Origin of the sequence: Mobilibacterium timonense (genome assembly GCF_900155555.1) — a bacterium.
Taxonomy (GTDB): domain Bacteria; phylum Bacillota; class Clostridia; order Peptostreptococcales; family Anaerovoracaceae; genus Allobaileyella; species Allobaileyella timonense.
Genome location: NZ_FUHN01000008.1, coordinates 287,621 through 308,387, shown reverse-complemented (window position 1 = coordinate 308,387; position 20,767 = coordinate 287,621). Strand labels below are relative to the sequence as shown.

Sequence of the window (20,767 nt, the reverse complement as noted above, 5' to 3'; positions counted from 1 at the left end):
AAATATGTTTTTTTGTGTATTTATAGGTATGCACCGGGAGCTGCTGTGTGGGATCTCACAAAAAAGGACTTCGCCTGGCGGAGCTGGCGGGTCTCCGGTAAAATACGCGATGCGTGAGAAAAGGGCGCAGCCCTTGATTTTTCAAGGAAAAACCGGTAAAATACACACCGCGAGGAAACGCGTGAAACCGTGTATGACAGAACGGGCGTGAACACCTTGCAATGACTGGAAATAAAAACAAGAAAAACGCTGTTTTGGCCCGAAAAAATATTAAAAAACTGTTGCGTTTGATTTTTCGGCCATGTATAATCTAAAGGCTTGTTTAAGGCGATGAAGCGGGAAGTTACTGGGCTAACAGATAATTTCCGTGGAGAATTGTCCTCACCAGATGGGGGCGAAGGGGTTCGCTTTTTTTATTCTGCGTCATGATTGAGGAAACGCACGAAGACGTGTAAGACGCCTCCCGGGGAATGACGAGAGACGAAAACACTTTTTCAGAAGCGCAGAAACAATAAGATCGCGGAATTCAGAAAACGAGGTCCTGTACAAGCATAGCGAAAACCGTACAAATCACAGGAGGTAACACTAATGAGCGAATTACAGAAGATCAGAATCAGACTCAAGGCCTATGATCACGCACTGCTGGACAAGTCCGCTGCCAAGATCGTAGAGACCGCGAAGAGAACAGGCGCTGATGTAAGCGGCCCTATCCCTCTGCCAACAGAGAAGGAAGTCGTGACCATCATCAGGGCTGTCCACAAGTACAAGGACAGCAGAGAGCAGTTCGAGCAGAGAACTCACAAGCGTCTGATCGATATCACTAACGCTTCCACAAAGACTACCGACGCTATCACAAAGCTCGATATGCCTGCTGGAATCGATATAGAGATCAAGCTCTAAGCTGATTAGAAAGATCGCATGAGAGGGCACAGGCCAAACCAGGGCGATCCGCTGTAAGAAAGTAGGAGGTTAAAATGAAGACACTGTTGGGAAAGAAGATCGGCATGACCCAGATCTTCACCGAGGAAGGTGCTGTTGTTCCGGTTACGGTCATCGAGGCAGGTCCTGAGTACGTAACTCAGATCAAGACAGCTGAGACAGACGGTTACGACGCAGTACAGGTCGGATATGAGGAGCAGAAGCCTCAGAGAGTCAACAAGCCTCTCACAGGCCACTTCGAGAAGTCCGGAGTATCCACCAAGAAGCATCTGGCAGAGTTCAGAGTCGAGGATGGCGAGACGTACGAGATCGGCCAGGAGATCACCGTTGCTGACTTCGAGGAGGGATCCAAGATCGATGTGACAGGTATCACCAAAGGTAAGGGAACTCAGGGCAACATCAAGAGACACGGCCACAGAAGAGGACCTATGGGTCACGGTTCCAAGCACAAGAGGCTTGCAGGTGGTCTGGCTGCCGGTACATATCCATCAAGAGTATTCAAGGGCAACGACGGTCCGGGAAGAATGGGCAGAGACACAGTCACTGTTCAGAACCTGGTTCTGGTCAAGGTCATCGCTGACAGGAACCTCATGCTCGTAAAGGGCGCAGTTCCTGGAAAGAAGGGTGGTCTGCTGAAGATCAGATATGCCGTTAAGGGCCAGGATAAGTAGTCAGGCAGAAAGGAGGAAGTGAAATGGCAACAGTAAAAGTACTGAACATGGCCGGCGAGAACGTGGGCGAGATCACTCTGAACGACGAAGTCTTCGGTATCGAGCCTAACGAGTACGCCGTTCAGGCTACAGTTAAGAATTACTTGGCAAACCAGAGACAGGGGACCCAATCTGCCAAGACCAGAAGCGAGGTAAGAGGAGGCGGCCGCAAGCCTTTCAGACAGAAGGGAACAGGACGCCACAGACAGGGAAGCACAACAGATCCTTCACAGATCGGCGGAGGTATCGTGTTCGCTCCGAAGCCAAGGGACTACAGATACAGCGTTCCTAAGAAGCTGAGAAGGCTGGCGCTGAAGTCCGTTCTCTCCGCTAAGGTATCCGGCAACGAGCTCATCGTTGTGGACGAGCTGAAGTTCGAGGAGCCTAAGACTAAGGAGATGGTCAACGTCCTGAAGAACATCAACGCTGACAAGAAGGCGCTCATCGTGATGGATCAGAAGGACGAGAACGTAGTAAAGTCCGCATCCAACATCCAGGGCGTAAGGACTGCTCTCGTAAGTACAATGAACGTATATGAGATCCTCAATCATTACAGCCTTGTACTGACTAAGGCAGCAGCCGAGAAGATCCAGGAGGTATACGCATAATGAAGACAGCTTACGACGTAGTGATCAGACCGATCATCACCGAGTCCAGCATGGACCTGGCTGCTGAGAGGAAATACGCATTCAAGGTCGACCCAAGAGCTAACAAGACTGAGGTCAAGAATGCTGTCGAAGAGATCTTCGACGTAGATGTTGCAAAGGTAAACATCATGAACGTTAACGGCAAGACTAAGAGACTGGGAAGATCCGTTGGAAAGACTTCTGATTACAAGAAGGCCATCGTCACACTCACTCCTGACAGCAAGGAGATCGAGATCTTCCAGGGTCTGTAATATAGGAGGGAATGTAAGAAATGGGAATCAAGAAATACAATCCAACCACTCCGGGCCTGCGTGGAATGACCGTCTCCACATTCGAGGAGATCACAGCTAGCAAGCCTGAGAAGTCTCTTACAGTTACTCTCAAGAAGAACGCAGGAAGAAACGTAAGAGGAAAGATCACCGTCAGGCACAGAGGCGGCGGCACGAGACCTAAGTACAGGATCATCGACTTCAAGAGGAACAAGGACAACATCCCTGCAACAGTGAAGACCATCGAGTACGATCCTAACAGATCCGCAAACATCGCCCTGGTGTGCTACGCAGACGGCGAGAAGAGATACATCATCGCTCCTAACGAGCTGAAGGTAGGAGACGTGATCGTATCCGGACCTGATTCAGACATCAAGCCGGGAAATGCGCTTCCTATCGCAAACATTCCGGTTGGTACGATCATCCACAACATCGAGCTCAAGCCTGGCAAGGGTGCTCAGATGGTAAGATCCGCCGGAAACGGCGCTCAGCTCATGGCCAAGGAGGGAGATTACGCACAGGTAAGGCTTCCTTCCGGCGAGGTAAGAATGGTAAGGATCAACTGCAGAGCTACCATCGGTGAGGTCGGCAACATCGAACACGCCAACATCCAGATCGGTAAGGCAGGAAGAAAGAGACACATGGGCTGGAGACCTACCGTCAGAGGTTCCGTCATGAACCCTAACGACCACCCACACGGCGGTGGTGAAGGAAGAGCACCAGTTGGACGTAAGAGTCCAGTTACCCCTTGGGGCAAGCCTGCTCTTGGCTACAAGACTCGCAGCAAGCATAAGGCTTCCAGCAAGTACATCGTCAGAAGCAGAAAGGCTAAGTAAGGAAGGAGCATATAATGGGAAGATCGCTTAAGAAAGGCCCGTTCGTCGACAAAAAGCTCTTGAAGAGGATCGAGGAGATGAACGACGCTAACGAGAAGAAAGTCATCAAGACATGGTCCAGACCATCCACAATTTTCCCTCAGATGGTTGGACACACCATCGCAGTTCACGATGGCCGCAAGCATGTTCCGGTATACATCACCGAGGATATGGTAGGACATAAGCTGGGTGAGTTTGCTCCTACGAGAACCTTCAAGGGTCACGCAGGTGACAAGGCTACCAAGGGAAAATAAACAGTAACAGAAAGGAGAAGATAAGATGGAAGCAAAAGCAGTTGCTAAGTATGTCAGAATGTCTCCAAGCAAGCTCAAGCCTGTTACTGACCTGGTAAGAGGAAAGGACTTGAAGGAAGCTCTGACTATTCTGAAGTTCACACCTGGCAAGGGTTCTGAGCTGGTCGAGAAAGTAGTTATGTCCGCAGCAGCAAACGCTGAGAACAATCACGATATGGATCCTGACAACCTGTACGTAGCAGAGATCTACGCAAACCAGGGTCCGACCATGAAGCGCTACAGAGCAGGCGCTCAGGGAAGAGCATCAATGATCCTCAAGAGGAGTAGCCACATCGGCGTAACTCTGAGAGAGAAGGAGACTACAGAAACAGAAGGAGGTCAGTCTAATGGGGCAGAAAGTTAATCCACACGGTTTAAGAGTCGGCGTTAATAAAGACTGGAATTCCAAGTGGTATGCTGACAAGGCTGATTTCGCTGATTACATCGCCGAGGATAACCAGATCAGAAAATACGTTAAGAGAGAGCTGTACGGCGCTGGCATCTCCAGCATCGTGATCGAGAGAAACACAGCTGACAGAGTAAAGATCAACATCCTGGCCGCAAGACCTGGAATGATCATTGGAAGCGACGGAAGCGGCATCGAGCAGCTGAAGAAGGGCCTGAGCAAGATCACCGACAGAAAGGCCGACATCAACATCGAGGAAGTAAGACGCTACGACCTGGATGCACAGCTGACAGCCGAGAGCGTAGCTCAGTCTCTTGAGAGAAGAACTTCTTTCAGAAGAGCCATGAAGCAGCCTATCGGCAGAGCCATGAAGGCCGGCGCAAAGGGTATCAAGATCGAGTGCTCCGGAAGACTTGGCGGAGCTGAGATCGCCCGTAAGGAAAAGTACAGTGAGGGCAACGTTCCGCTCCACACACTGAGAGCAGACATCGACTACGGCTTCGCTGAGGCTGACACCACATACGGCAAGATCGGCGTAAAAGTTTGGATCAACCACGGCGAGATCCTGGACAAGGGCCTGAAGGAGGCCATCCCTGAGACATCCAGAAATGACAGAAGGGACAAGAAGAACAGGAGAAACGACAGAAGGAACAAGAGAAACTTCGAGGGTCGTGACCGCAGAAGAAACGACCGTCGTGACGCAAGGCCTGAGATCAAGCCTGCAACCACGAGAGTCAGAAAGCAGCCTAAGGTCGAGGCTCCAGTACAGACAGAAGCTGAGAATGCTCCTGCAGAGGTAACTGAAGAATAGTAGAAAGGAGTGTGACTTGCCATGTTGATGCCTAAGCGCGTTAAACGTAGAAGAGTTCACAGAGGCAGAATGAAGGGCGTTGCTACAAAGGGCAACACCGTTACATACGGCAAATACGGTCTTGTTGCTGAGGAGTGTGCATGGATCGACTCCAAGCAGATCGAGGCTGCCAGAATCGCCATGACCAGATCCATCAAGAGAGGCGGAAAGGTTTACATCAAGATCTTCCCACATAAGCCTATTACGAAGAAGCCTGCAGAGGTTCGAATGGGTTCCGGAAAGGGTGCACCAGAGTACTGGGTTGCAGTTGTTAAGCCGGGCAGAGTTATGTTCGAGATCGACGGAGTAACAGAGGCACAGGCCAAGGAGGCCCTGAGACTTGCTTCTCACAAGCTGCCTATCAAGTGCAAGTTCGTTGTCAAAGGACAGGAAGCGACAAAGGGTGGTGACGAGTAATGGATTTGAACAAGATTAGAAAGATGACTGACCAGGAGAGAGACGCCGAGCTGCAGAGAATGAAGCAGGAGCTCTTCAACCTGAGATTTCAGCACGTTACCGGACAGCTCGAGAATCCTGTAAAGATGAGAGAGGTCAAGAGAGACATCGCAAGAGTCAAGACCATCATCAGAGAGAAAGAGCTCGAGCAGCCAAAAGCTTAACGGAAAGGAGGATGTACGATGGAAAGAAACAGAAGAAAGACAAGAGTAGGAATCGTATCCAGCAACAAGATGGACAAGACTGTCGTTGTCGCTACTCAGGAATTCGTAAGACATTCTCTTTACGGTAAGGGAATCAAGAGGACCAGAAAGTTCAAGGCCCACGACGAGCTGAACCAGTGCGGCATCGGTGATAAGGTTAGAATCATGGAGACAAGACCACTTTCCAAGGACAAGAGATGGAGAGTTGTCGAGATCGTTGAAAAGGCTAAATAAGGAGGCGCAATCGTGATCCAGACAGAAACAAGATTAAAGGTTGCCGACAACTCCGGAGCTAAGGAACTTCTGTGCATCCGTATCCTCGGCGGTACAGGACGCAAGTACGCTAACATCGGTGATATCATCGTTTGCTCCGTAAAGGATGCTACACCAGGTGGAGTTGTAAAGAAGGGCGACGTTGTAAAAGCAGTAGTTGTCAGAAGCAAGAGTGGCGCCAGAAGAGATGACGGAAGCTACGTAAAGTTCGACCAGAACGCTGCAGTTATCATCAAGGACAGAACCGACAAGAACCCGGTCGGAACTCGTATTTTCGGACCAGTTGCCAGAGAGCTGAGAGATGCAGGCTTCATGAAGATCGTATCTCTTGCACCGGAAGTACTGTAGGGGGTGTGACGATGAAAATCAAGAAAGACGATACAGTAGTGGTTATCTCCGGCAAGGACAAGGGCAAGACCGGTACCGTGCTGAGAGCTATCCCTAAGAAGAACAAGGTAGTTGTTGAGGGCGTTAACATGCAGACAAAGCATGCTAAGGCAACTCAGACTTCACCGGCAGAGATCAAGCACATCGAGGGGCCTATCGACGCTTCCAACGTTATGTACTACGACAAGGAAGCAAAGAGCGGCACAAGGATCGGCTACAAGATCGTGGACGGCAAGAAGGTAAGAGTATCCAAGAAGACGGGTGCTGTAATAGACTAGGAAAGGAGGAGTGACAATTGGAAATCAGACTGAGAGACAAGTATAACAATGAAGTCCGCACAGCCCTGAACGAGAAGTTCCAGTACAAGAATGTAATGGAGATCCCTAAGCTCGAGAAGATCACCATCAACATGGGACTGGGCGAGGCCAAGGACAACTCCAAGATCCTGGACAGCGCCGTTAAGGAGATCGCCCTGATCTCCGGACAGAGACCTGTTGTAACAAAGGCCAGAAAGTCCATCGCCAACTTCAAGGTGAGACAGGGAATGCCTGTAGGAGCAAAGGTTACTCTTAGAGGAGACAAGATGTACGCATTTGCGGACAAGCTTTTCAACCTTTCTCTCCCGAGAGTAAGAGACTTCAAGGGCGTAAGCAAGAATTCCTTCGACGGAAGAGGAAACTACTCCATGGGCATCAGAGAGCAGCTCATCTTCCCTGAGATCGTATATGATGATGTAGAGACCATCAAGGGAATGAACATCGTATTCACGACAACGGCTAAGACCGACGAGGAAGCAAAGGCCCTTCTCGAGATGCTGGGAATGCCGTTTGAGAAATAGGAGGAAACATGGCTAAGACTTCACTTAAGATCAAACAGCAGAGAAAGCCTAAGTATAAGACAAGAGCTTATACAAGGTGCAGAATATGCGGAAGACCTCATTCCGTTCTGAAGAAGTACGGCATCTGCCGTATCTGCTTCAGAGAGCTTGCTTACAAGGGTGAGATCCCTGGCGTAAAGAAGGCGAGCTGGTAAGATATAGTTTGCGAAGGCCCTCGACGCAAGGCGGCGGGGGAACCGCGCGAAGAAAGGAGAAATTACTGCTATGGCAATGACAGATCCAATCGCGGATATGCTGACCAGAATCAGGAATGCTAACACAGCGGGACACAAGACTGTCGACATTCCTGCTTCCAACATGAAGAAGTCAATTGCTGAGATCCTCAAGAACGAGGGATTCATCAGTGACTATCAGGTCGTTCAGGACAACGCTCAGGGAACCATCAAGGTAGAGCTGAAGTACGGTCCTAACAAGGAGAAGACCATTTACGGTATCAAGAAGATCTCCAAGCCTGGCCTGAGAGTATATGCAAAGGCAAACGATGTACCTAAGGTACTGGGAGGCCTGGGAATCGCCATCCTCTCCACTTCCAACGGCGTAATCACCGACAAGGAAGCCAGGAAGCTGGGAGTAGGCGGAGAAGTTATTTGTTACGTTTGGTAGGAGGTAAGAAATGTCAAGAATAGGTATCAAACCGATCCAGATCCCTGCCGGCGTTGAGGTAACAGTAGACGAGAACAACAACGTGACCGTAAAGGGACCTAAGGGAGAGCTTCACCAGTCCATCAACGAGGATCTGAAGATCACTGTTGAGGATGGTGTAGTGACAGTATCCAGACCTGACGATGGAAGGATCCTGAGATCTCAGCACGGTCTGGCAAGGACCCTGATCAACAACATGATCGAGGGTGTTGAGAAGGGCTTCGAGAAGAAGCTGCTGATCAGCGGAGTTGGTTACACAGCCAGCAAGCAGGGCAGCAAGCTGGTCCTGAAGCTGGGTTATTCCCATCCGATCGAGATGGAAGATCCTGAGGGGATCACAACAGAGACTCCTGACGCCAACACTATCGTAGTAAAGGGAGCTGACAAGGCACAGGTAGGCAACTACGCAGCCATCATCAGAGCCTGGAGAAAACCTGAGCCATACAAGGGCAAGGGCGTTATGTACGATGGTGAAGTTATCCACAAGAAGGAAGGCAAGAGCGGCGCATCCGCTTAGGAAAGGAGGATTTGAAACATGGCAACATTAAGCAGAAATGACAGACGCCTGAAGAGGCATGCCAGAGTAAGAAAAGACGTTTTCGGAACTCCTGAGAAGCCTAGACTGTGTGTATTCAGATCTAACAGCAACATTTCAGCTCAGATCATCGACGATGTTCACGGTGTCACACTGGCATCCGCATCTTCTCTGGACAAGGAGCTGAAGGCAGAGATCGCTAACGGCGGAAACAAAGAGGCTGCAGCAAAAGTTGGCAAGGCAGTAGGTGAGAGAGCTCTCGCAAAGGGGATCAAGGAGGTCGCTTTTGACAGAGGTGGATATCTCTATCACGGCAGAGTCAAGGAGCTGGCTGACGGCGCTCGTGAAGCAGGATTAGAATTCTAGGGAGGAAATGGAATGCGTAGTAGAGTAGATGCATCCAAGCTTGAACTCACTGAGACCATCGTAAATATCAGACGTGTAGCCAAGACCGTAAAGGGCGGACGTAACATGAGATTCTCTGTTACGGTTGTCGTTGGAGACGGCGAGGGTCACGTTGGTATCGGTCTCGGAAAGGCTCAGGAGATCCCTGAGGCTGTCAGAAAGGCTACCGAGGATGCCAAGAAGAAGCTGATTTTCGTTCCGACAGTAGGGACAACAGTTCCTCACGAGACTGTTGGAATTTTCGGAGCAGGAAAAGTCCTGATCATGCCTGCTGCAAAGGGTACCGGAGTTATCGCAGGATCTTCCGTGCGTACAGTACTGGAGTCCGCAGGTATCAAGGACGTAAGAGCCAAGTCGCTGGGATCCAGCAACACAGGAAACATGGCACAGGCTACCATGGAGGGACTGAAGAACCTCACAACTGTTGAGGAAGTTGCTAAGCGTCGCGGCAAGACACCAGAGGAAATTTTAGGATAGGAGGATCGTACAATGGCAAAGACATTAAAGATCACACTGGTAAAAAGTGTTATCGGCGTACCTCCTAAGCAGAAGAAGACCGTAGAAGCCCTGGGCCTGAAGAAGCTGCACCAGTCTGTAGAGCTGGGCGACACTCCTGCAACAAGGGGTGCTATTGCTAAGGTTTCTCATCTTCTGGATGTTGAAGAGCTGTAAGGAGGTGCAGAGATCATGAGACTTCATGAACTGAAGAAGGCTGAAGGGTCTACCAGAGACCGTAAGAGAAGAGGCCGCGGTACTGCTACCGGTCAGGGTAAGACCGGCGGCAGAGGAATGAATGGACAGAAGTCCAGAAGCGGCGGCGGAGTAAGACTGGGATTCGAGGGAGGCCAGATGCCTCTCTACAGAAGACTTCCTAAGAGAGGATTCACCAACCACTTCGCTACAGTATATTCCGAGGTGAACGTTCAGGACCTGAACAGATTCGAGGACGGCGCTGTTGTTGATCAGCAGGCTCTGCTGGACTGCGGTCTGGTAAAGAAGCTGAACGACGGCGTTAAGGTGCTGGGCAACGGAGAGCTGGAGAAGAAGCTGACCGTAAAGGCAGCCAAGTTCAGCAAGAGTGCTGCAGAGAAAATCGAGGCTGCAGGCGGAAAGGCAGAGGTACTCTAGAATGGAGATGCTAAAGACTTTCTCGAAGGCATGGCACATCGATGAGCTGAGGAAGAAGATAATCTTCACCCTCCTCATGCTCCTGGTGTACAGGATCGGATCAAACATTCCGGTACCCAGCATTAATAGAGAGTATTTAGCGCAGATGTTCTCAGGAGACACGGGCCTTCTGGACCTGTTCGACCTGTTTTCCGGTGGAGCGTTCAGCAACTTCACCATTTTCGCACTGAGCATTACGCCATACGTAACGGCGTCTATCATCGTTCAGCTCCTCACCATAGCGTTCCCTTATTTTGAGAGGCTCGCAAAGGAAGGAAATGAAGGACGCAAGAAAATGGCTATGATCACAAGGTACATGACCGTTGCCCTGGGACTGATCCAGGCAACAGGTCTGACCATCGGCCTTTTCAGAAAGGCCATCATCGATCAGGGCGTTTTCACGATGATCGTCATCATCGCAGTGCTCACAGCGGGTACCACGTTCCTCATGTGGATCGGGGAGAAGATCAACGAGTTTGGCGTTGGTAACGGAATTTCCCTTATCATCTTCGCCGGTATCGTTGCCAGGATCCCGTCCAGTATCAGAGGCATCGCAACTCAGGTATCTGAGGGGACTATAAGCGCTGTGGCAGTAGTCGTGATGGTCATCATAGCTGTCCTGGTCACGATGGTCGTGATCGAGATGCAGCAGGGAGTCAGAAAGATCCCGGTACAGTATGCAAAGAGAGTCGTTGGAAGGAAGATGTACGGCGGTCAGTCCACCCACATTCCGATGAAGGTGAACCAGGCCGGAGTAATTCCTATCATCTTCTCTCTCTCTCTGCTCCAGTTCCCACTGACGATAACATACTTTTTCCCGAACACCGGATTCACGGACTTCGTGACCAAGTATCTGTCGCCATCCGGAAACCCTGGAGTATGGGTATATGCGATCCTGAACATCGCGCTTACAATGTTCTTCACTTATTTCTATACTGCGATCACCTTCAACCCAGTTGAGGTCGCAGAGCAGATGAAGCAGAACGGTGGATTCGTTCCGGGAATCAGACCGGGACAGGCTACAGTGGACTACCTTTCGAGGATCATGTCCAGACTGTGCCTGGCGGACGGAATTTTCCTGGCGGCGGTAGCCACCATCCCTACCATCATAAGCGTGCTCACACCGCTGGACATCGCTTTCGGAGGAACATCTCTGCTGATCCTGATAGGAGTAGCGCTGGACATGGTGCAGCAGCTGGAGAACCAAATGCTTATGAGAAATTATCAGGGATTCCTCAAATAAATTATTCAACAGATCAAATGGTGCTTTAGTATTCAAGGTATAGGAGTTGGGTCATGTTAAGAGCAGTACTGCTGGGGCCTCCGGGTGCAGGAAAAGGCACTCAGGCCGTGAAGCTGGTAGATAAGTATCAGGTGCCTCACATTTCGACAGGAGACATCTTCAGGAAAAACATCAGCGAGGGTACAGAGCTGGGCGTCAAGGCCAAGAGCTACATCGACGCCGGAAAGCTGGTACCGGACGAGCTGACATGCGAGATCGTAACATCCAGACTTCTGGAAGACGACTGCGCAAACGGATTTTTGCTGGACGGTTTCCCAAGGACGATCTTCCAGGCTGACAAGCTGGATCAGTTCCTGAAGGAGAACGGCATGAAGTTGGATATCGTGATCAACCTCAGCGTTCCTTCAGAGCAGATCATCAGCCGCCTCAGCGGGAGGAGGATCTGCCGCAGCTGTGGAGCGAGCTACAACATCGTCACCATCCCTCCGAAAAAGGAAGGCGTGTGCGACAGATGCGGCGGCGAGCTCTATCAGAGAAAGGATGACGCTCCAGAGACTGTTGCCAGCAGGCTCAAGACTTATGACGAGCAGACTGCTCCGCTGGTGGACTACTATAAGAACACCGGCGTCCTGGCCGACTTCGACGGGACCAAGGATGCTGAAGCCATATTTGGTGATATAGTCCAGACTATAGGATAGGAGTCGTTTGAATGATCATTATCAAATCGAAGCGGGAGATCGATCTGATGAGGGATGCGGCAAAGGTCACGGGAGAGATCCTGAGAGACCTGGAGACCCTCATCAAACCGGGAATGACCACGTACGATGTGAACGCTTATGTAGAAGATAAGATCGCTCACTACAAGATGACACCTACTTTCAAGGGGTACGGCGGGTTCCCTGCAGGGGCCTGCGTTTCCGTGAACGATGAGATCGTCCACGGTATCCCTTCCAAGAACAGGGTGCTGAATGAAGGAGACATCGTCAGTGTGGACACCGGCGCTACCTACAGAGGTTACGCCAGCGATGCCGCGCGGACGTACGCCGTAGGAGAGATAACCGCCGACGCTCAGAAGCTGATCGACGTTACGAAAGAAAGCTTTTTCCAGGGCGTAAAGTACGCTATGGTAGGCTTCAGGCTTCACGACATCGGCCACGCCATCCAGGAGTATTCCGAGAAGAACGGAATGGCTGTTATCAGGGAGTACCTGGGACACGGGATCGGGAGAGATCTGCACGAGGATCCACAGGTGCCTAATTACGGAAGACCTCATACAGGACCACACCTGAAGGAGGGCATGGTTCTGGCGATCGAGCCGATGCTTGCTCAGGGAACATACGATACGAGGGTGCTGTCCAATGACTGGACAGTGGTTACTGCTGACGGCAAGCTTTCTGCTCACTACGAGAACACCGTGGTGATCACAGACGGGGAGCCGGAGCTGCTCACACTGTAGAAGGAGGCTGGTAGTATGTCTAAGAAAGATACTATCGAGGTAACGGGCACAGTTGTGGACGCACAGCCAAACGCGATGTTCAAAGTGAAGCTGGAGAATGGATTTGAGGTCCTTGCTCACATCTCCGGCAAGATCAGAATGAACTACATCAGGATCCTGCCGGGAGATAAGGTAAAGGTCGAGCTTTCACCTTATGATCTGACAAGAGGCAGAATAACCTGGAGAGAGAAATAGTCCGGGAATGGGGACTATTTTCGGAGTCGCAGAATGAGCTGCTTGCGGGCCGCCCGCGACTGACATTAAGGAGGACAAGCAAATGAAGGTTAGATCTTCAGTAAAGCCTATTTGCGAGAAGTGCAAGGTTATCAAGAGACATGGCAAGGTCATGGTAATCTGCGAGAACCCTAAGCACAAGCAGAGACAGGGCTAGTCGAAAAAGTATTACAGGCACAGTCAGATGTATGCAGAGGATGCGGGGGCCTGAGGGCTGACCGCAGCCTTCCTGTGTACTGATAACAGTACAAAAAAAGACAGGAAATTTTTTTCGTTTCCTGTTAAAATGAAGTGTTGTTTTTTTGCACGCGGTGGTACCGGGATCACTGCGCAAGTTTATTTATTGCAACCCCCGTCTATATCGCCCCCGGGATGGTGACGGAAGATGGGAAAGGAGGAAGAAATGGCAAGAATTGCCGGAGTTGACCTGCCAAGAGATAAGAGGATCGAGATCGGTCTTACTTACATCTACGGAATTGGTCTCGCAACATCCAAGAAGATTCTCGCTGAAGCGGGAGTAGATCCTGATATCAGGGTCAGAGATCTTACCGAGGAAGATGCTGGTAAGATCAGAAGAGTCATCGAAAACAACTACATGGTAGAAGGTGACCTCAGAAGAGAGGTTTCCCTGAATATCAAGAGGTTGATGGAGATCGGCAGCTATAGAGGAATCAGACACAGAAGAAACCTCCCTGTCAGAGGACAGAAGACCAAGACTAACGCTAGAACTCGCAAGGGCCCTAAGAGACTTGCTGGCAAGAAGAAGTAAGGGATAGGAGGTAAGAGAATATGGCTGCTGTTAAGAAAACAGTAAGAAAGAAGAAGAGAGAACGTAAGAACGTTGAGAGAGGCCAGGCTCATATCCAGACTACCTTTAACAACACTCTCGTTACTCTTACAGATATGGACGGGAATGCACTTTCCTGGTCCAGCGCCGGATCCAACGGATTTAAGGGATCCCGTAAGTCCACCCCATTCGCTGCTCAGAGTGCAGCAGAGGTAGCTGCAAAGGCCGCCATGGAGCATGGTCTGAAGACCGTAGAGGTCTATGTAAAGGGACCGGGCTCCGGTAGAGAGGCTGCTATCAGAGCACTTCAGACAGCAGGACTGAACATCACTATGATCAAGGATATCACACCTATCCCTCATAACGGATGCCGTCCGCCTAAGAAGAGAAGAGTCTAATTGAAGGGAGGATTTACGATACATGGCTAAGAACAGAGAGCCTGTACTGAAGAGAGCCAAGGCTCTGGGCATTGCACCACAGTACATGGGTATTAATAAGAAATCTAAGAGACAGGTTCAGCAGAGCAGAAGGAGAAAGTCCGAGTACGGCGTTCAGCTGAACGAGAAGCAGAAGGTGAAGTTCCTGTACGGCCTTCAGGAGAAGCAGTTCAGAAACACCTTCGACAAGGCTACAAAGAGACCTGGCTCTGCCGGTGAGAACCTGCTCATCATGCTGGAAAGCAGATTCGACAACGTAGTATTCAGAATGGGCTTTGCCGCAACAAGAAGAGAGGCCAGACAGCTCGTTAACCACGGACACTTCCTGGTGAACGGCAAGAAGGCAAACATCCCTTCAATGGAGCTCAAGCCTGGTGACGTTATTACCGTTAAGGAGAAGTCCCAGTCCTCCCCTAAGTTCAAGGAGCTGAAGGACATGGTCATCACCACTCCACAGTGGATCGAGATCAACATGGACAAGCTCGAGGGAAAGATCGTTGCCGCCCCTACTCGTGAGGACATTGACCTGCCGATCGAGGAGCACTACATCGTAGAGTTCTACTCCAGATAGTAGGATGCTGATGCTGGTGTACAGACTGGAAAGTTGATAGGGAGGAATAGAATGATCGAAATTGAAAAGCCTACGATCACTAAGGAAATCAGTGAGGACGGCAAGTACGGTAAGTTCGTCGTAGAACCTCTCGAGAGAGGATATGGTACTACGCTGGGAAACTGCATGAGAAGAATCCTCCTCAGCTCGCTGCCAGGTGCTGCCATCACATCGGTCAAGATCGATGGCATTCTTCACGAGTTCTCTACGATCCCTGGAGTTAAGGAAGACGTTACAGAGATCATCCTGAACCTGAAGAGACTGGCTGTAAAGATCACAGGAGATGAGGATAAGAGGGCGATCATCAACGCTGTCGGACCTAAGGAGGTCACCGCAGCAGATATAATCGTTGATTCCGATACAGAGATCTTCAATCCTGATCTGCACATTGCCACACTGGCAGAGAACGCCACACTGGTAATGGAGATGAACATCGCATCCGGCAGAGGATACGTTCCTGCCGAGCAGAACAAGACTGAGTTCACTCCGATCTCCGTTATCCCTGTTGATTCTATCTACACTCCTGTTACAAGGGTCAATTACACCGTTGAGAACACGAGAGTAGGACAGGTTACGGACTATGACAAGCTGATACTTGAGCTCTGGACAGACGGATCCATCACTCCTGAGGAGGGTGTTTCCATTGGAGCCAAGATCATGCTGGAGCACCTCAATCTGTTCATCGGTCTGGGTTCCGATGTCAAGGGCATGGAATTCATGATCGAGAAGGACGAAGACAGGAAGGAAAAGGCTCTTGAGATGACCATCGAAGAGCTGGAGCTCTCCGTCCGTTCCTTCAACTGCCTGAAGAGAGCCAACATCAACACCGTTGAGGAGCTCACTCAGCGCACCGAAGAGGATATGATGAAGGTTAGAAACATGGGAATGAAGTCCCTGGTCGAAGTTAAGAACAAGCTGGCTGAGCTTGGACTTGGTCTTAAGCCTAACGACGAAAACTAAAGGAAAGGAGTAACGCGGAATGAACGGTTACAAAAAACTGGGCAGAGATTCTGCGCACAGGAAGTCCATGCTCAGGAATCTTGTGACAGACCTCCTGAGAGAGGAAAGAATCACTACCACTGAAGACAGAGCCAAGGAAGCCCGCAGAGTCGCTGAGAAGATGATCACTCTCGGCAAGCGCGGCGACCTGCACGCCAGAAGACAGGCCCTGGCATATATCGTAGACGAGGACGTTGTTACAAAGCTCTTCGAGGAGATCGCTCCTAGATACGAGGCGAGGAACGGCGGATACACAAGGATCCTGAAGCTGGGACCTCGGCAGGGAGACAACGCAGAAGTCGTTTACCTGGAGCTGGTATAGTCCGGAGACTGATGGTACTTGATAAATAAGTCGAACGGGAAGACTGTGGGAAATCAAATTTTCTGCAGTCTTTTTTCATGTTGTCTCCGTGATTGACAGCCCCCCGATGTTTTATTATAATTGTCAGCGGCGCTCTTAGATAGCTTGCAGAGCTTCGGGGTCCTGCGCAACGGGATACCGTGAACCTTGTCAGGTCCGAGAGGAAGCAGCAATAAGCGGACCATCTCGTGTGCCGCAGCTAAACCTCGCTGCTTTCTGCAAGCTATCTAAGGGCGTTTTTCTATCTCTGCGGAAACCATCCGCAGACCGCACACCGAGGCCCGAGAAACTGCTGAAGAAAGGAGGCACCCGTGCACTACGCGCTGTACAGGTCGGAGAGACCGGAGATTTTTTCCGAAATGATCGGCCAGAAGCATATCGTTAAGATCCTTCAGAACCAGCTGAAGAACGGGACCGTGAGCCAGGCGTATCTCTTCACGGGGATCCGGGGGACGGGCAAGACCACGACGGCCAGGATACTGGCCAAGGCCCTGAACTGCACCGGCGACACAGAGGACAAACCATGCGGCCAGTGTCAGAACTGCCAGGCCATTAGAGATGGAAAATACATGGATGTCGTTGAGCTGGACGCCGCCTCCAACAACGGCGTGGACGATATCAGATCACTCATCGACAGTGTGTACTATCCACCGGTGCTCGGTAAGTACAAAGTATACATAATCGACGAGGTCCACATGCTCTCCGCGTCCGCGGAGAATGCTTTTCTCAAGACCCTTGAGGAACCGCCAGAGTACGCGGTGTTCATCCTGGCCACCACCGACCCGGAGAAGGTGCGGCCGACCATAAGATCCCGCTGCATGACCCTGAATTTCAAACGGGTCTCCGAGGACGAGCTGGCAGAGGGCATGAGCCGCATCTGCAGTAAAAAAGGAGTCAACGTAACGGAGCCCGCGCTCCGGCTCATCGCGAGGAGCGCCGATGGTTCGGTCAGGGATGCCCTCAGCATCCTCGAGCAGTGCATCAGCGCCGGAGACGACCCGGTGACGGAAGAACTTGTGCTGGAGTACACCGGGGCCGCGGGGAGGGATTTTTACCTGGACCTCACGGACCGTATCATCGACCAGGACGCGGCGGGAGCGCTTGAGGCCATACAGGCCATGACCGCCGCAGGTGCAGACCCTAAGGTGATGATCGGCGACCTCATGGGCCACTACCGCGATCTGATGGTGGTGAAGGTGGCAAAAAAGCCAGAGGTCATGGTCAAGGTCTCCCCGGAGAACATGGAGCGACTCAGGGACCAGGCCGCCCGGATGGAGCTTTCGCAGATCACGGATGGCATCAGGACTCTCACGGGTTTCGTGGACCTCGCGAGATATTCCACAAAGACAGGTATCCTGTTGGACACGGCGACGGTCCAGCTCATAGAGGGTCCGGCCGCATATTGCGGAGGCCAGGCTCCGCAGCAGGGGCAGCCAGTTCAGCCACCGAGGCCGTCGCGTCCCGCGAAACCGGAGATAGTTCCTGTATCCACGGAGAAAAAGAGGGCATCGCGCGCCGAGATCCTCGCGGCAGAGCGGAAAGAGGCTTTTGCGCCTCATGAGGTGGAAAAGAAAAAAACCGCCAGGCATCAGACCGCGGCTCAAGGCGCTCCGGCGGAAGCCCCGGGAACTCCCGTGCCGCGGAAAGCGACCCGGAAGCCGGAGAGCGGCCCAGCTGGAGCCACCGCAGGGGCAGCCTCCCAGGCTGCCGGACAGAAGCCGGCAGATAACCAGCCGGACATCAATAAAATGTGGAAATTCATCCGCACCCAGATGGAGAGCCGTGAACCTTCGAATCATATGATCTTTTCCAATCTTGAACTGACCGCGGTCATCGACGGAGAGGTGATGATCTCCGCTCTCAAGACCCGGTCGCTAAAGCTCGCGGCCAATAAGAAGGACGAAATAGAGGAGCTGGTGAGATCCAGGTTCGGAAAGAACTATTACGTGACACTGAGGCCGAAGGAGGACAATGTGAGGATCGCGGCATCCCAGGGAGTTTCAACTTCTTCGGGCTCCTGCGGTGGACAAGGTCAGGCACCATCATCTGCAACCGAGCAGGAGCATGCGGCAGAGCCGGCAGAGAATGCAGTCCAGTCCGCAGAATTGAGCAGGGGGCAGGATACCCGCGAAAAGCCGGAGCCGCAGGGAAGGCCGGAGCCTCGCGAGATGCCGGAAGAGCAGTACGAACCGGAACCTCCTTTTTCAGGAGACGAAGACTACGAGGACTCGATACCTCCGGCGGACTACGTCCCGCCTGAGGTGGAAAACATGGCGCCCGTGGCGGACGGCCCTGAGACGGCAGGCGATGGGGATGACGAGCCGATGGGAGAGGACGATGCCATCGCGGCCCTGATAAAGTCAAAGATCGGCGATGTGCCGTTCACTATCGAATAGAGAAACAGAAATATCGGATTTTCCAGATGAGGGCGAGGCCCGGAAAGGAATGACATGGGAAGAGGAATGAGAGCAGGCAAGAAGCCTAAGACGGGCGGCGGCAGCATGCAGGCACAGCTGAAGCAGGTGCAGGCGATGCAGCGCGAGATGGAAGAGGCTCAGGCCAGCCTGGGAGAAAAGGAGATAACCACCACTGCCGGCGGCGGTGCCGTGGAGGTGACGATCAACGGCAACAAGGAGCTGGTGGCTCTGAAGCTGGACAAGGACGTCATCGATCCGGAGGATCCTGAGATGCTCCAGGACCTGATCATCGCAGCCGTAAACGAGGGCATGCGCCAGATCGACGAGATGGTAGAGGAGCAGATGGGCCGCATCACAGGAGGCCTGAACATCCCGGGGCTGTAAGATGAGAGAGTACCCGAGACCTCTTAACAGGCTGGTGAACGAGCTTTCCAAGCTCCCGGGCATCGGCGGCAAGACGGCGCAGAGGCTGGCTTTTCACATTCTGTCCCTCAGCGATCAGGAGGCCGGCGAGCTGGCCAACGCCATCGTGGGGGCAAAAAAAAGCCTCCACTACTGTTCGATCTGCGGCAACCTCACGGACCAGGATCCCTGCATCTACTGCTCCGACGAGAGCCGGGATCCATCGGTCATCTGCGTGGTTGAGACCCCGCAGGACGTCATCGCCATGGAGCGGATCCGGGAGTACAAGGGCAGATACCACGTCCTCCACGGGGTCATCTCTCCGGCGGAGGGCACCGGCCCGAACGACATCAACCTCAAGTCCCTGATCGTGAGGCTGCAGAAGGACGACAGGGTCAAGGAGATAATCGTGGCCACAAATCCCAACATAGAGGGTGAGGCGACGGCCATGTACATCGCAAGGCTGCTGAAGCCCACAGGGATCAAGGTCACCAGGATCGCCCACGGAATACCGGTGGGAGGCGACCTGGAGTACGCTGACGAGGTGACCCTGCTGAAGGCGATGGAAGGCAGGAGGGAGCTGTAAATATAAAAGTAAAAAAAGACTTCCAGGTGGGTGTTCCGCCGGGAAGTCTTTTTTCGCCTGCGCGATGTTTGCGCTTCTATCGCTTCTATTGCTCCTCGTACTCAGGGAATACGATGCTGTTTTCCTTGAAGACGTGTACGAAAACGTCCTCGGTGAACGCCTTCATGACGGAATATGTCCGGGCGAATGTCGGGCAGGCGTCTTCGGGTAGTGTGTAGTCATCTGTCAGAATCTTCAGCTGTTTCAGCATGTCGCCGGCGGATGTGTGTTCATTCTCGAGGATTTTGACCTGGGCTACGGTCTCCTTGTCAGGGTGAGGGTTTGCACGCATCATCGGGAACACGAGCCGCTCTTCCTTGGCGAAGTGCTCTTCGAGCTCTGCCCTCAGCTTTGCGAAGAGGTTGTGCACCTTCGTGAGCTCCTCTCCGTGGTTCGGGTAGTGGACTACGAGGATCTTGTTCAGCAGGGCGTCGATCTCGTCCATCATCTCGCGTTCGGTAATGTGGTGTGTGGTCTCCAGATCGGAGAGCATCTCGTTCACGCTGAGCTTCTCGAACGCCTCGATGGTGCCCGCCTGACCGTTGCTTGCTTTTTCCGGCTGGCTCGCGATGCGGTTGAGCTCCGCCAGGACTTTCTCGAGATCCACGGAGCCGTCGGTGAAAGACTCGTCCATCGGCTGATGGCCGCCGCAGCAGTAGTCCAGATGCAGGTCGTTGAGATAAGGGATGGTCTGAGGGTACTCCTTTACGACCTCGGCCAGAGACATTTTTTCTGTGATCATATCTATTCCTCCTTGTTGTCGGGTGACACCCGCTCGGTGATCTTAGTTGAGTGTTTTCGTTGTTTTCATCTCGCCTTTGGATATGGATAATGTACTTCAAAAACAACCAGAATTCTGTATCCCCGGATACAGAAGATAAGAAGCAGCTGCACTATAGTAGATACACAAGATAAAGCAAAGGAGGAATGACAAATGAGAGCATATGTAGATCAGGATGTATGTATCGGGTGCGGACTGTGTGCATCGACCTGCCCGGAGGTTTTCGAGATGAACGATGAGGGAAAGGCCGAGGCCGTCGCTGACACAACGAATGAAAACAGAGACGGTGTGCTGGAGGCCATCGAGAACTGCCCGGTGAGCGCTATCCGCGAGCAGGAGTAAAAGATAACGAAAAAGAGGGGGCGAGCCCCTCGTAAAGTCAGCCGTGGCGGCCGCATCTGATGCGGCCGCCTTTTGTATC

Annotated in this window: 36 protein-coding genes and 1 other RNA gene; 36 read left to right on the top strand and 1 reads right to left on the bottom strand. The window is 52.0% G+C overall.

All coding sequences use genetic code 11. From position 1 onward, the window contains the following. The first annotated feature begins 588 nt into the window (after window positions 1-588). From rpsJ to recR, 35 genes are all read left to right on the top strand, one after another. Window positions 589-900: a 30S ribosomal protein S10 gene (rpsJ, locus tag BQ7382_RS07510; protein ID WP_077391498.1), complete on the top strand. Its 312-nt coding sequence runs from the start codon at window positions 589-591 to the stop codon at window positions 898-900. A 74-nt stretch (window positions 901-974) separates the two neighbouring features. Continuing rightward, a complete protein-coding gene (gene rplC, locus BQ7382_RS07505; protein ID WP_077391497.1) occupies window positions 975-1,610 on the top strand; it encodes a 50S ribosomal protein L3 in 636 nt (211 codons plus the stop codon). A gap of 23 nt (window positions 1,611-1,633) precedes the next feature. Further along, window positions 1,634-2,257: a 50S ribosomal protein L4 gene (gene rplD, locus BQ7382_RS07500; RefSeq protein ID WP_077391496.1), complete on the top strand. Its 624-nt coding sequence runs from the start codon at window positions 1,634-1,636 to the stop codon at window positions 2,255-2,257. After that, window positions 2,257-2,547: a 50S ribosomal protein L23 gene (gene rplW, locus BQ7382_RS07495; protein ID WP_077391495.1), complete on the top strand. Its 291-nt coding sequence runs from the start codon at window positions 2,257-2,259 to the stop codon at window positions 2,545-2,547. Before rplD ends, rplW begins: the two co-directional genes overlap by 1 nt. Before the next feature lie 20 nt (window positions 2,548-2,567). Continuing rightward, complete coding sequence (gene rplB, locus BQ7382_RS07490; protein ID WP_077391494.1) at window positions 2,568-3,401, top strand: 50S ribosomal protein L2; 834 nt, start codon at window positions 2,568-2,570, stop codon at window positions 3,399-3,401. 14 nt (window positions 3,402-3,415) lie between these two features. Beyond that, window positions 3,416-3,694, top strand: coding sequence for a 30S ribosomal protein S19 (gene rpsS, locus BQ7382_RS07485; RefSeq protein ID WP_077391493.1), 279 nt, complete (start codon window positions 3,416-3,418; stop codon window positions 3,692-3,694). Between the two features lie 25 nt (window positions 3,695-3,719). Beyond that, a complete protein-coding gene (gene rplV, locus BQ7382_RS07480; protein ID WP_077391492.1) occupies window positions 3,720-4,097 on the top strand; it encodes a 50S ribosomal protein L22 in 378 nt (125 codons plus the stop codon). Next, complete coding sequence (gene rpsC, locus BQ7382_RS07475; RefSeq protein WP_077391491.1) at window positions 4,081-4,950, top strand: 30S ribosomal protein S3; 870 nt, start codon at window positions 4,081-4,083, stop codon at window positions 4,948-4,950. The genes rplV and rpsC overlap by 17 nt, the downstream gene beginning before the upstream one ends. A 21-nt stretch (window positions 4,951-4,971) precedes the next feature. Then, window positions 4,972-5,406, top strand: coding sequence for a 50S ribosomal protein L16 (gene rplP / locus BQ7382_RS07470; protein ID WP_077391490.1), 435 nt, complete (start codon window positions 4,972-4,974; stop codon window positions 5,404-5,406). Beyond that, the gene (gene rpmC, locus BQ7382_RS07465) at window positions 5,406-5,609 is read left to right on the top strand and encodes a 50S ribosomal protein L29 (protein ID WP_077391489.1); all 204 of its coding nucleotides are present in this window, start codon (window positions 5,406-5,408) and stop codon (window positions 5,607-5,609) included. Before rplP ends, rpmC begins: the two co-directional genes overlap by 1 nt. An 18-nt stretch (window positions 5,610-5,627) precedes the next feature. Next, the gene (rpsQ, locus tag BQ7382_RS07460; RefSeq protein ID WP_077391488.1) at window positions 5,628-5,882 is read left to right on the top strand and encodes a 30S ribosomal protein S17; all 255 of its coding nucleotides are present in this window, start codon (window positions 5,628-5,630) and stop codon (window positions 5,880-5,882) included. Between the two features lie 12 nt (window positions 5,883-5,894). Continuing rightward, on the top strand, window positions 5,895-6,269 hold the full coding sequence (rplN, locus tag BQ7382_RS07455) for a 50S ribosomal protein L14 (RefSeq protein ID WP_077391487.1): 375 nt from the start codon (window positions 5,895-5,897) through the stop codon (window positions 6,267-6,269). A gap of 11 nt (window positions 6,270-6,280) precedes the next feature. Beyond that, a complete protein-coding gene (gene rplX / locus BQ7382_RS07450) occupies window positions 6,281-6,586 on the top strand; it encodes a 50S ribosomal protein L24 (RefSeq protein ID WP_077391486.1) in 306 nt (101 codons plus the stop codon). A gap of 17 nt (window positions 6,587-6,603) precedes the next feature. Beyond that, the gene (rplE, locus tag BQ7382_RS07445; protein WP_077391485.1) at window positions 6,604-7,146 is read left to right on the top strand and encodes a 50S ribosomal protein L5; all 543 of its coding nucleotides are present in this window, start codon (window positions 6,604-6,606) and stop codon (window positions 7,144-7,146) included. 8 nt (window positions 7,147-7,154) lie between these two features. Beyond that, the gene (locus BQ7382_RS07440) at window positions 7,155-7,340 is read left to right on the top strand and encodes a type Z 30S ribosomal protein S14 (protein ID WP_077391484.1); all 186 of its coding nucleotides are present in this window, start codon (window positions 7,155-7,157) and stop codon (window positions 7,338-7,340) included. A gap of 70 nt (window positions 7,341-7,410) precedes the next feature. Continuing rightward, window positions 7,411-7,809 carry a 30S ribosomal protein S8 gene (rpsH, locus tag BQ7382_RS07435; protein WP_077391483.1) on the top strand — a complete coding sequence of 133 codons (399 nt, stop codon included), beginning with the start codon at window positions 7,411-7,413 and terminating at the stop codon, window positions 7,807-7,809. A 10-nt stretch (window positions 7,810-7,819) separates the two neighbouring features. After that, a complete protein-coding gene (gene rplF / locus BQ7382_RS07430) occupies window positions 7,820-8,365 on the top strand; it encodes a 50S ribosomal protein L6 (protein ID WP_077391482.1) in 546 nt (181 codons plus the stop codon). Between the two features lie 18 nt (window positions 8,366-8,383). Beyond that, window positions 8,384-8,749: a 50S ribosomal protein L18 gene (gene rplR, locus BQ7382_RS07425; protein ID WP_077391481.1), complete on the top strand. Its 366-nt coding sequence runs from the start codon at window positions 8,384-8,386 to the stop codon at window positions 8,747-8,749. A 12-nt stretch (window positions 8,750-8,761) separates the two neighbouring features. Then, window positions 8,762-9,265 carry a 30S ribosomal protein S5 gene (gene rpsE / locus BQ7382_RS07420; protein WP_077391480.1) on the top strand — a complete coding sequence of 168 codons (504 nt, stop codon included), beginning with the start codon at window positions 8,762-8,764 and terminating at the stop codon, window positions 9,263-9,265. A 12-nt stretch (window positions 9,266-9,277) separates the two neighbouring features. Further along, window positions 9,278-9,460 carry a 50S ribosomal protein L30 gene (gene rpmD, locus BQ7382_RS07415; protein ID WP_077391479.1) on the top strand — a complete coding sequence of 61 codons (183 nt, stop codon included), beginning with the start codon at window positions 9,278-9,280 and terminating at the stop codon, window positions 9,458-9,460. Window positions 9,461-9,475: 15 nt separating this feature from the next. Then, window positions 9,476-9,916, top strand: coding sequence for a 50S ribosomal protein L15 (gene rplO / locus BQ7382_RS07410; RefSeq protein WP_077391478.1), 441 nt, complete (start codon window positions 9,476-9,478; stop codon window positions 9,914-9,916). Window positions 9,917-9,923: 7 nt separating this feature from the next. Then, complete coding sequence (gene secY, locus BQ7382_RS07405; protein ID WP_077391855.1) at window positions 9,924-11,198, top strand: preprotein translocase subunit SecY; 1,275 nt, start codon at window positions 9,924-9,926, stop codon at window positions 11,196-11,198. Window positions 11,199-11,251: 53 nt separating this feature from the next. Further along, entirely contained in the window at window positions 11,252-11,896 is a 645-nt protein-coding gene (locus BQ7382_RS07400; RefSeq protein WP_077391477.1) for an adenylate kinase, read from the top strand. Between the two features lie 11 nt (window positions 11,897-11,907). After that, complete coding sequence (map, locus tag BQ7382_RS07395; protein ID WP_077391476.1) at window positions 11,908-12,654, top strand: type I methionyl aminopeptidase; 747 nt, start codon at window positions 11,908-11,910, stop codon at window positions 12,652-12,654. Between the two features lie 15 nt (window positions 12,655-12,669). Then, a complete protein-coding gene (gene infA, locus BQ7382_RS07390; RefSeq protein WP_077391475.1) occupies window positions 12,670-12,888 on the top strand; it encodes a translation initiation factor IF-1 in 219 nt (72 codons plus the stop codon). Window positions 12,889-12,970: 82 nt separating this feature from the next. Continuing rightward, on the top strand, window positions 12,971-13,084 hold the full coding sequence (rpmJ, locus tag BQ7382_RS07385; RefSeq protein WP_077391474.1) for a 50S ribosomal protein L36: 114 nt from the start codon (window positions 12,971-12,973) through the stop codon (window positions 13,082-13,084). 246 nt (window positions 13,085-13,330) lie between these two features. Next, complete coding sequence (gene rpsM / locus BQ7382_RS07380) at window positions 13,331-13,696, top strand: 30S ribosomal protein S13 (RefSeq protein ID WP_077391473.1); 366 nt, start codon at window positions 13,331-13,333, stop codon at window positions 13,694-13,696. A 20-nt stretch (window positions 13,697-13,716) separates the two neighbouring features. After that, on the top strand, window positions 13,717-14,112 hold the full coding sequence (rpsK, locus tag BQ7382_RS07375; protein WP_077391472.1) for a 30S ribosomal protein S11: 396 nt from the start codon (window positions 13,717-13,719) through the stop codon (window positions 14,110-14,112). Between the two features lie 22 nt (window positions 14,113-14,134). Continuing rightward, window positions 14,135-14,722: a 30S ribosomal protein S4 gene (rpsD, locus tag BQ7382_RS07370; protein WP_077391471.1), complete on the top strand. Its 588-nt coding sequence runs from the start codon at window positions 14,135-14,137 to the stop codon at window positions 14,720-14,722. Between the two features lie 51 nt (window positions 14,723-14,773). After that, window positions 14,774-15,721 carry a DNA-directed RNA polymerase subunit alpha gene (locus BQ7382_RS07365; RefSeq protein ID WP_077391470.1) on the top strand — a complete coding sequence of 316 codons (948 nt, stop codon included), beginning with the start codon at window positions 14,774-14,776 and terminating at the stop codon, window positions 15,719-15,721. A 19-nt stretch (window positions 15,722-15,740) separates the two neighbouring features. Next, on the top strand, window positions 15,741-16,082 hold the full coding sequence (gene rplQ / locus BQ7382_RS07360) for a 50S ribosomal protein L17 (protein ID WP_077391469.1): 342 nt from the start codon (window positions 15,741-15,743) through the stop codon (window positions 16,080-16,082). Window positions 16,083-16,235: 153 nt separating this feature from the next. Then, an RNA gene (ffs, locus tag BQ7382_RS07355) (signal recognition particle sRNA small type) lies at window positions 16,236-16,335 on the top strand. 97 nt (window positions 16,336-16,432) lie between these two features. Then, window positions 16,433-18,517, top strand: a complete 2,085-nt coding sequence (gene dnaX, locus BQ7382_RS07350; RefSeq protein WP_077391468.1) for a DNA polymerase III subunit gamma/tau — start codon at window positions 16,433-16,435, stop codon at window positions 18,515-18,517. A 54-nt stretch (window positions 18,518-18,571) separates the two neighbouring features. Then, complete coding sequence (locus tag BQ7382_RS07345) at window positions 18,572-18,922, top strand: YbaB/EbfC family nucleoid-associated protein (protein WP_077391467.1); 351 nt, start codon at window positions 18,572-18,574, stop codon at window positions 18,920-18,922. Between the two features lies 1 nt (window position 18,923). Then, window positions 18,924-19,526, top strand: a complete 603-nt coding sequence (gene recR, locus BQ7382_RS07340) for a recombination mediator RecR (RefSeq protein WP_077391466.1) — start codon at window positions 18,924-18,926, stop codon at window positions 19,524-19,526. 85 nt (window positions 19,527-19,611) lie between these two features. On the opposite strand, the gene BQ7382_RS07335 is transcribed toward recR, so the two are convergent. Then, window positions 19,612-20,307, bottom strand: a complete 696-nt coding sequence (locus tag BQ7382_RS07335; protein ID WP_077391465.1) for a DUF542 domain-containing protein — start codon at window positions 20,305-20,307, stop codon at window positions 19,612-19,614. A 192-nt stretch (window positions 20,308-20,499) separates the two neighbouring features. Between BQ7382_RS07335 and BQ7382_RS07330 the strand changes: the two genes are divergently transcribed. After that, complete coding sequence (locus tag BQ7382_RS07330; RefSeq protein ID WP_077391464.1) at window positions 20,500-20,688, top strand: ferredoxin; 189 nt, start codon at window positions 20,500-20,502, stop codon at window positions 20,686-20,688. Window positions 20,689-20,767 lie beyond the last annotated feature (79 nt).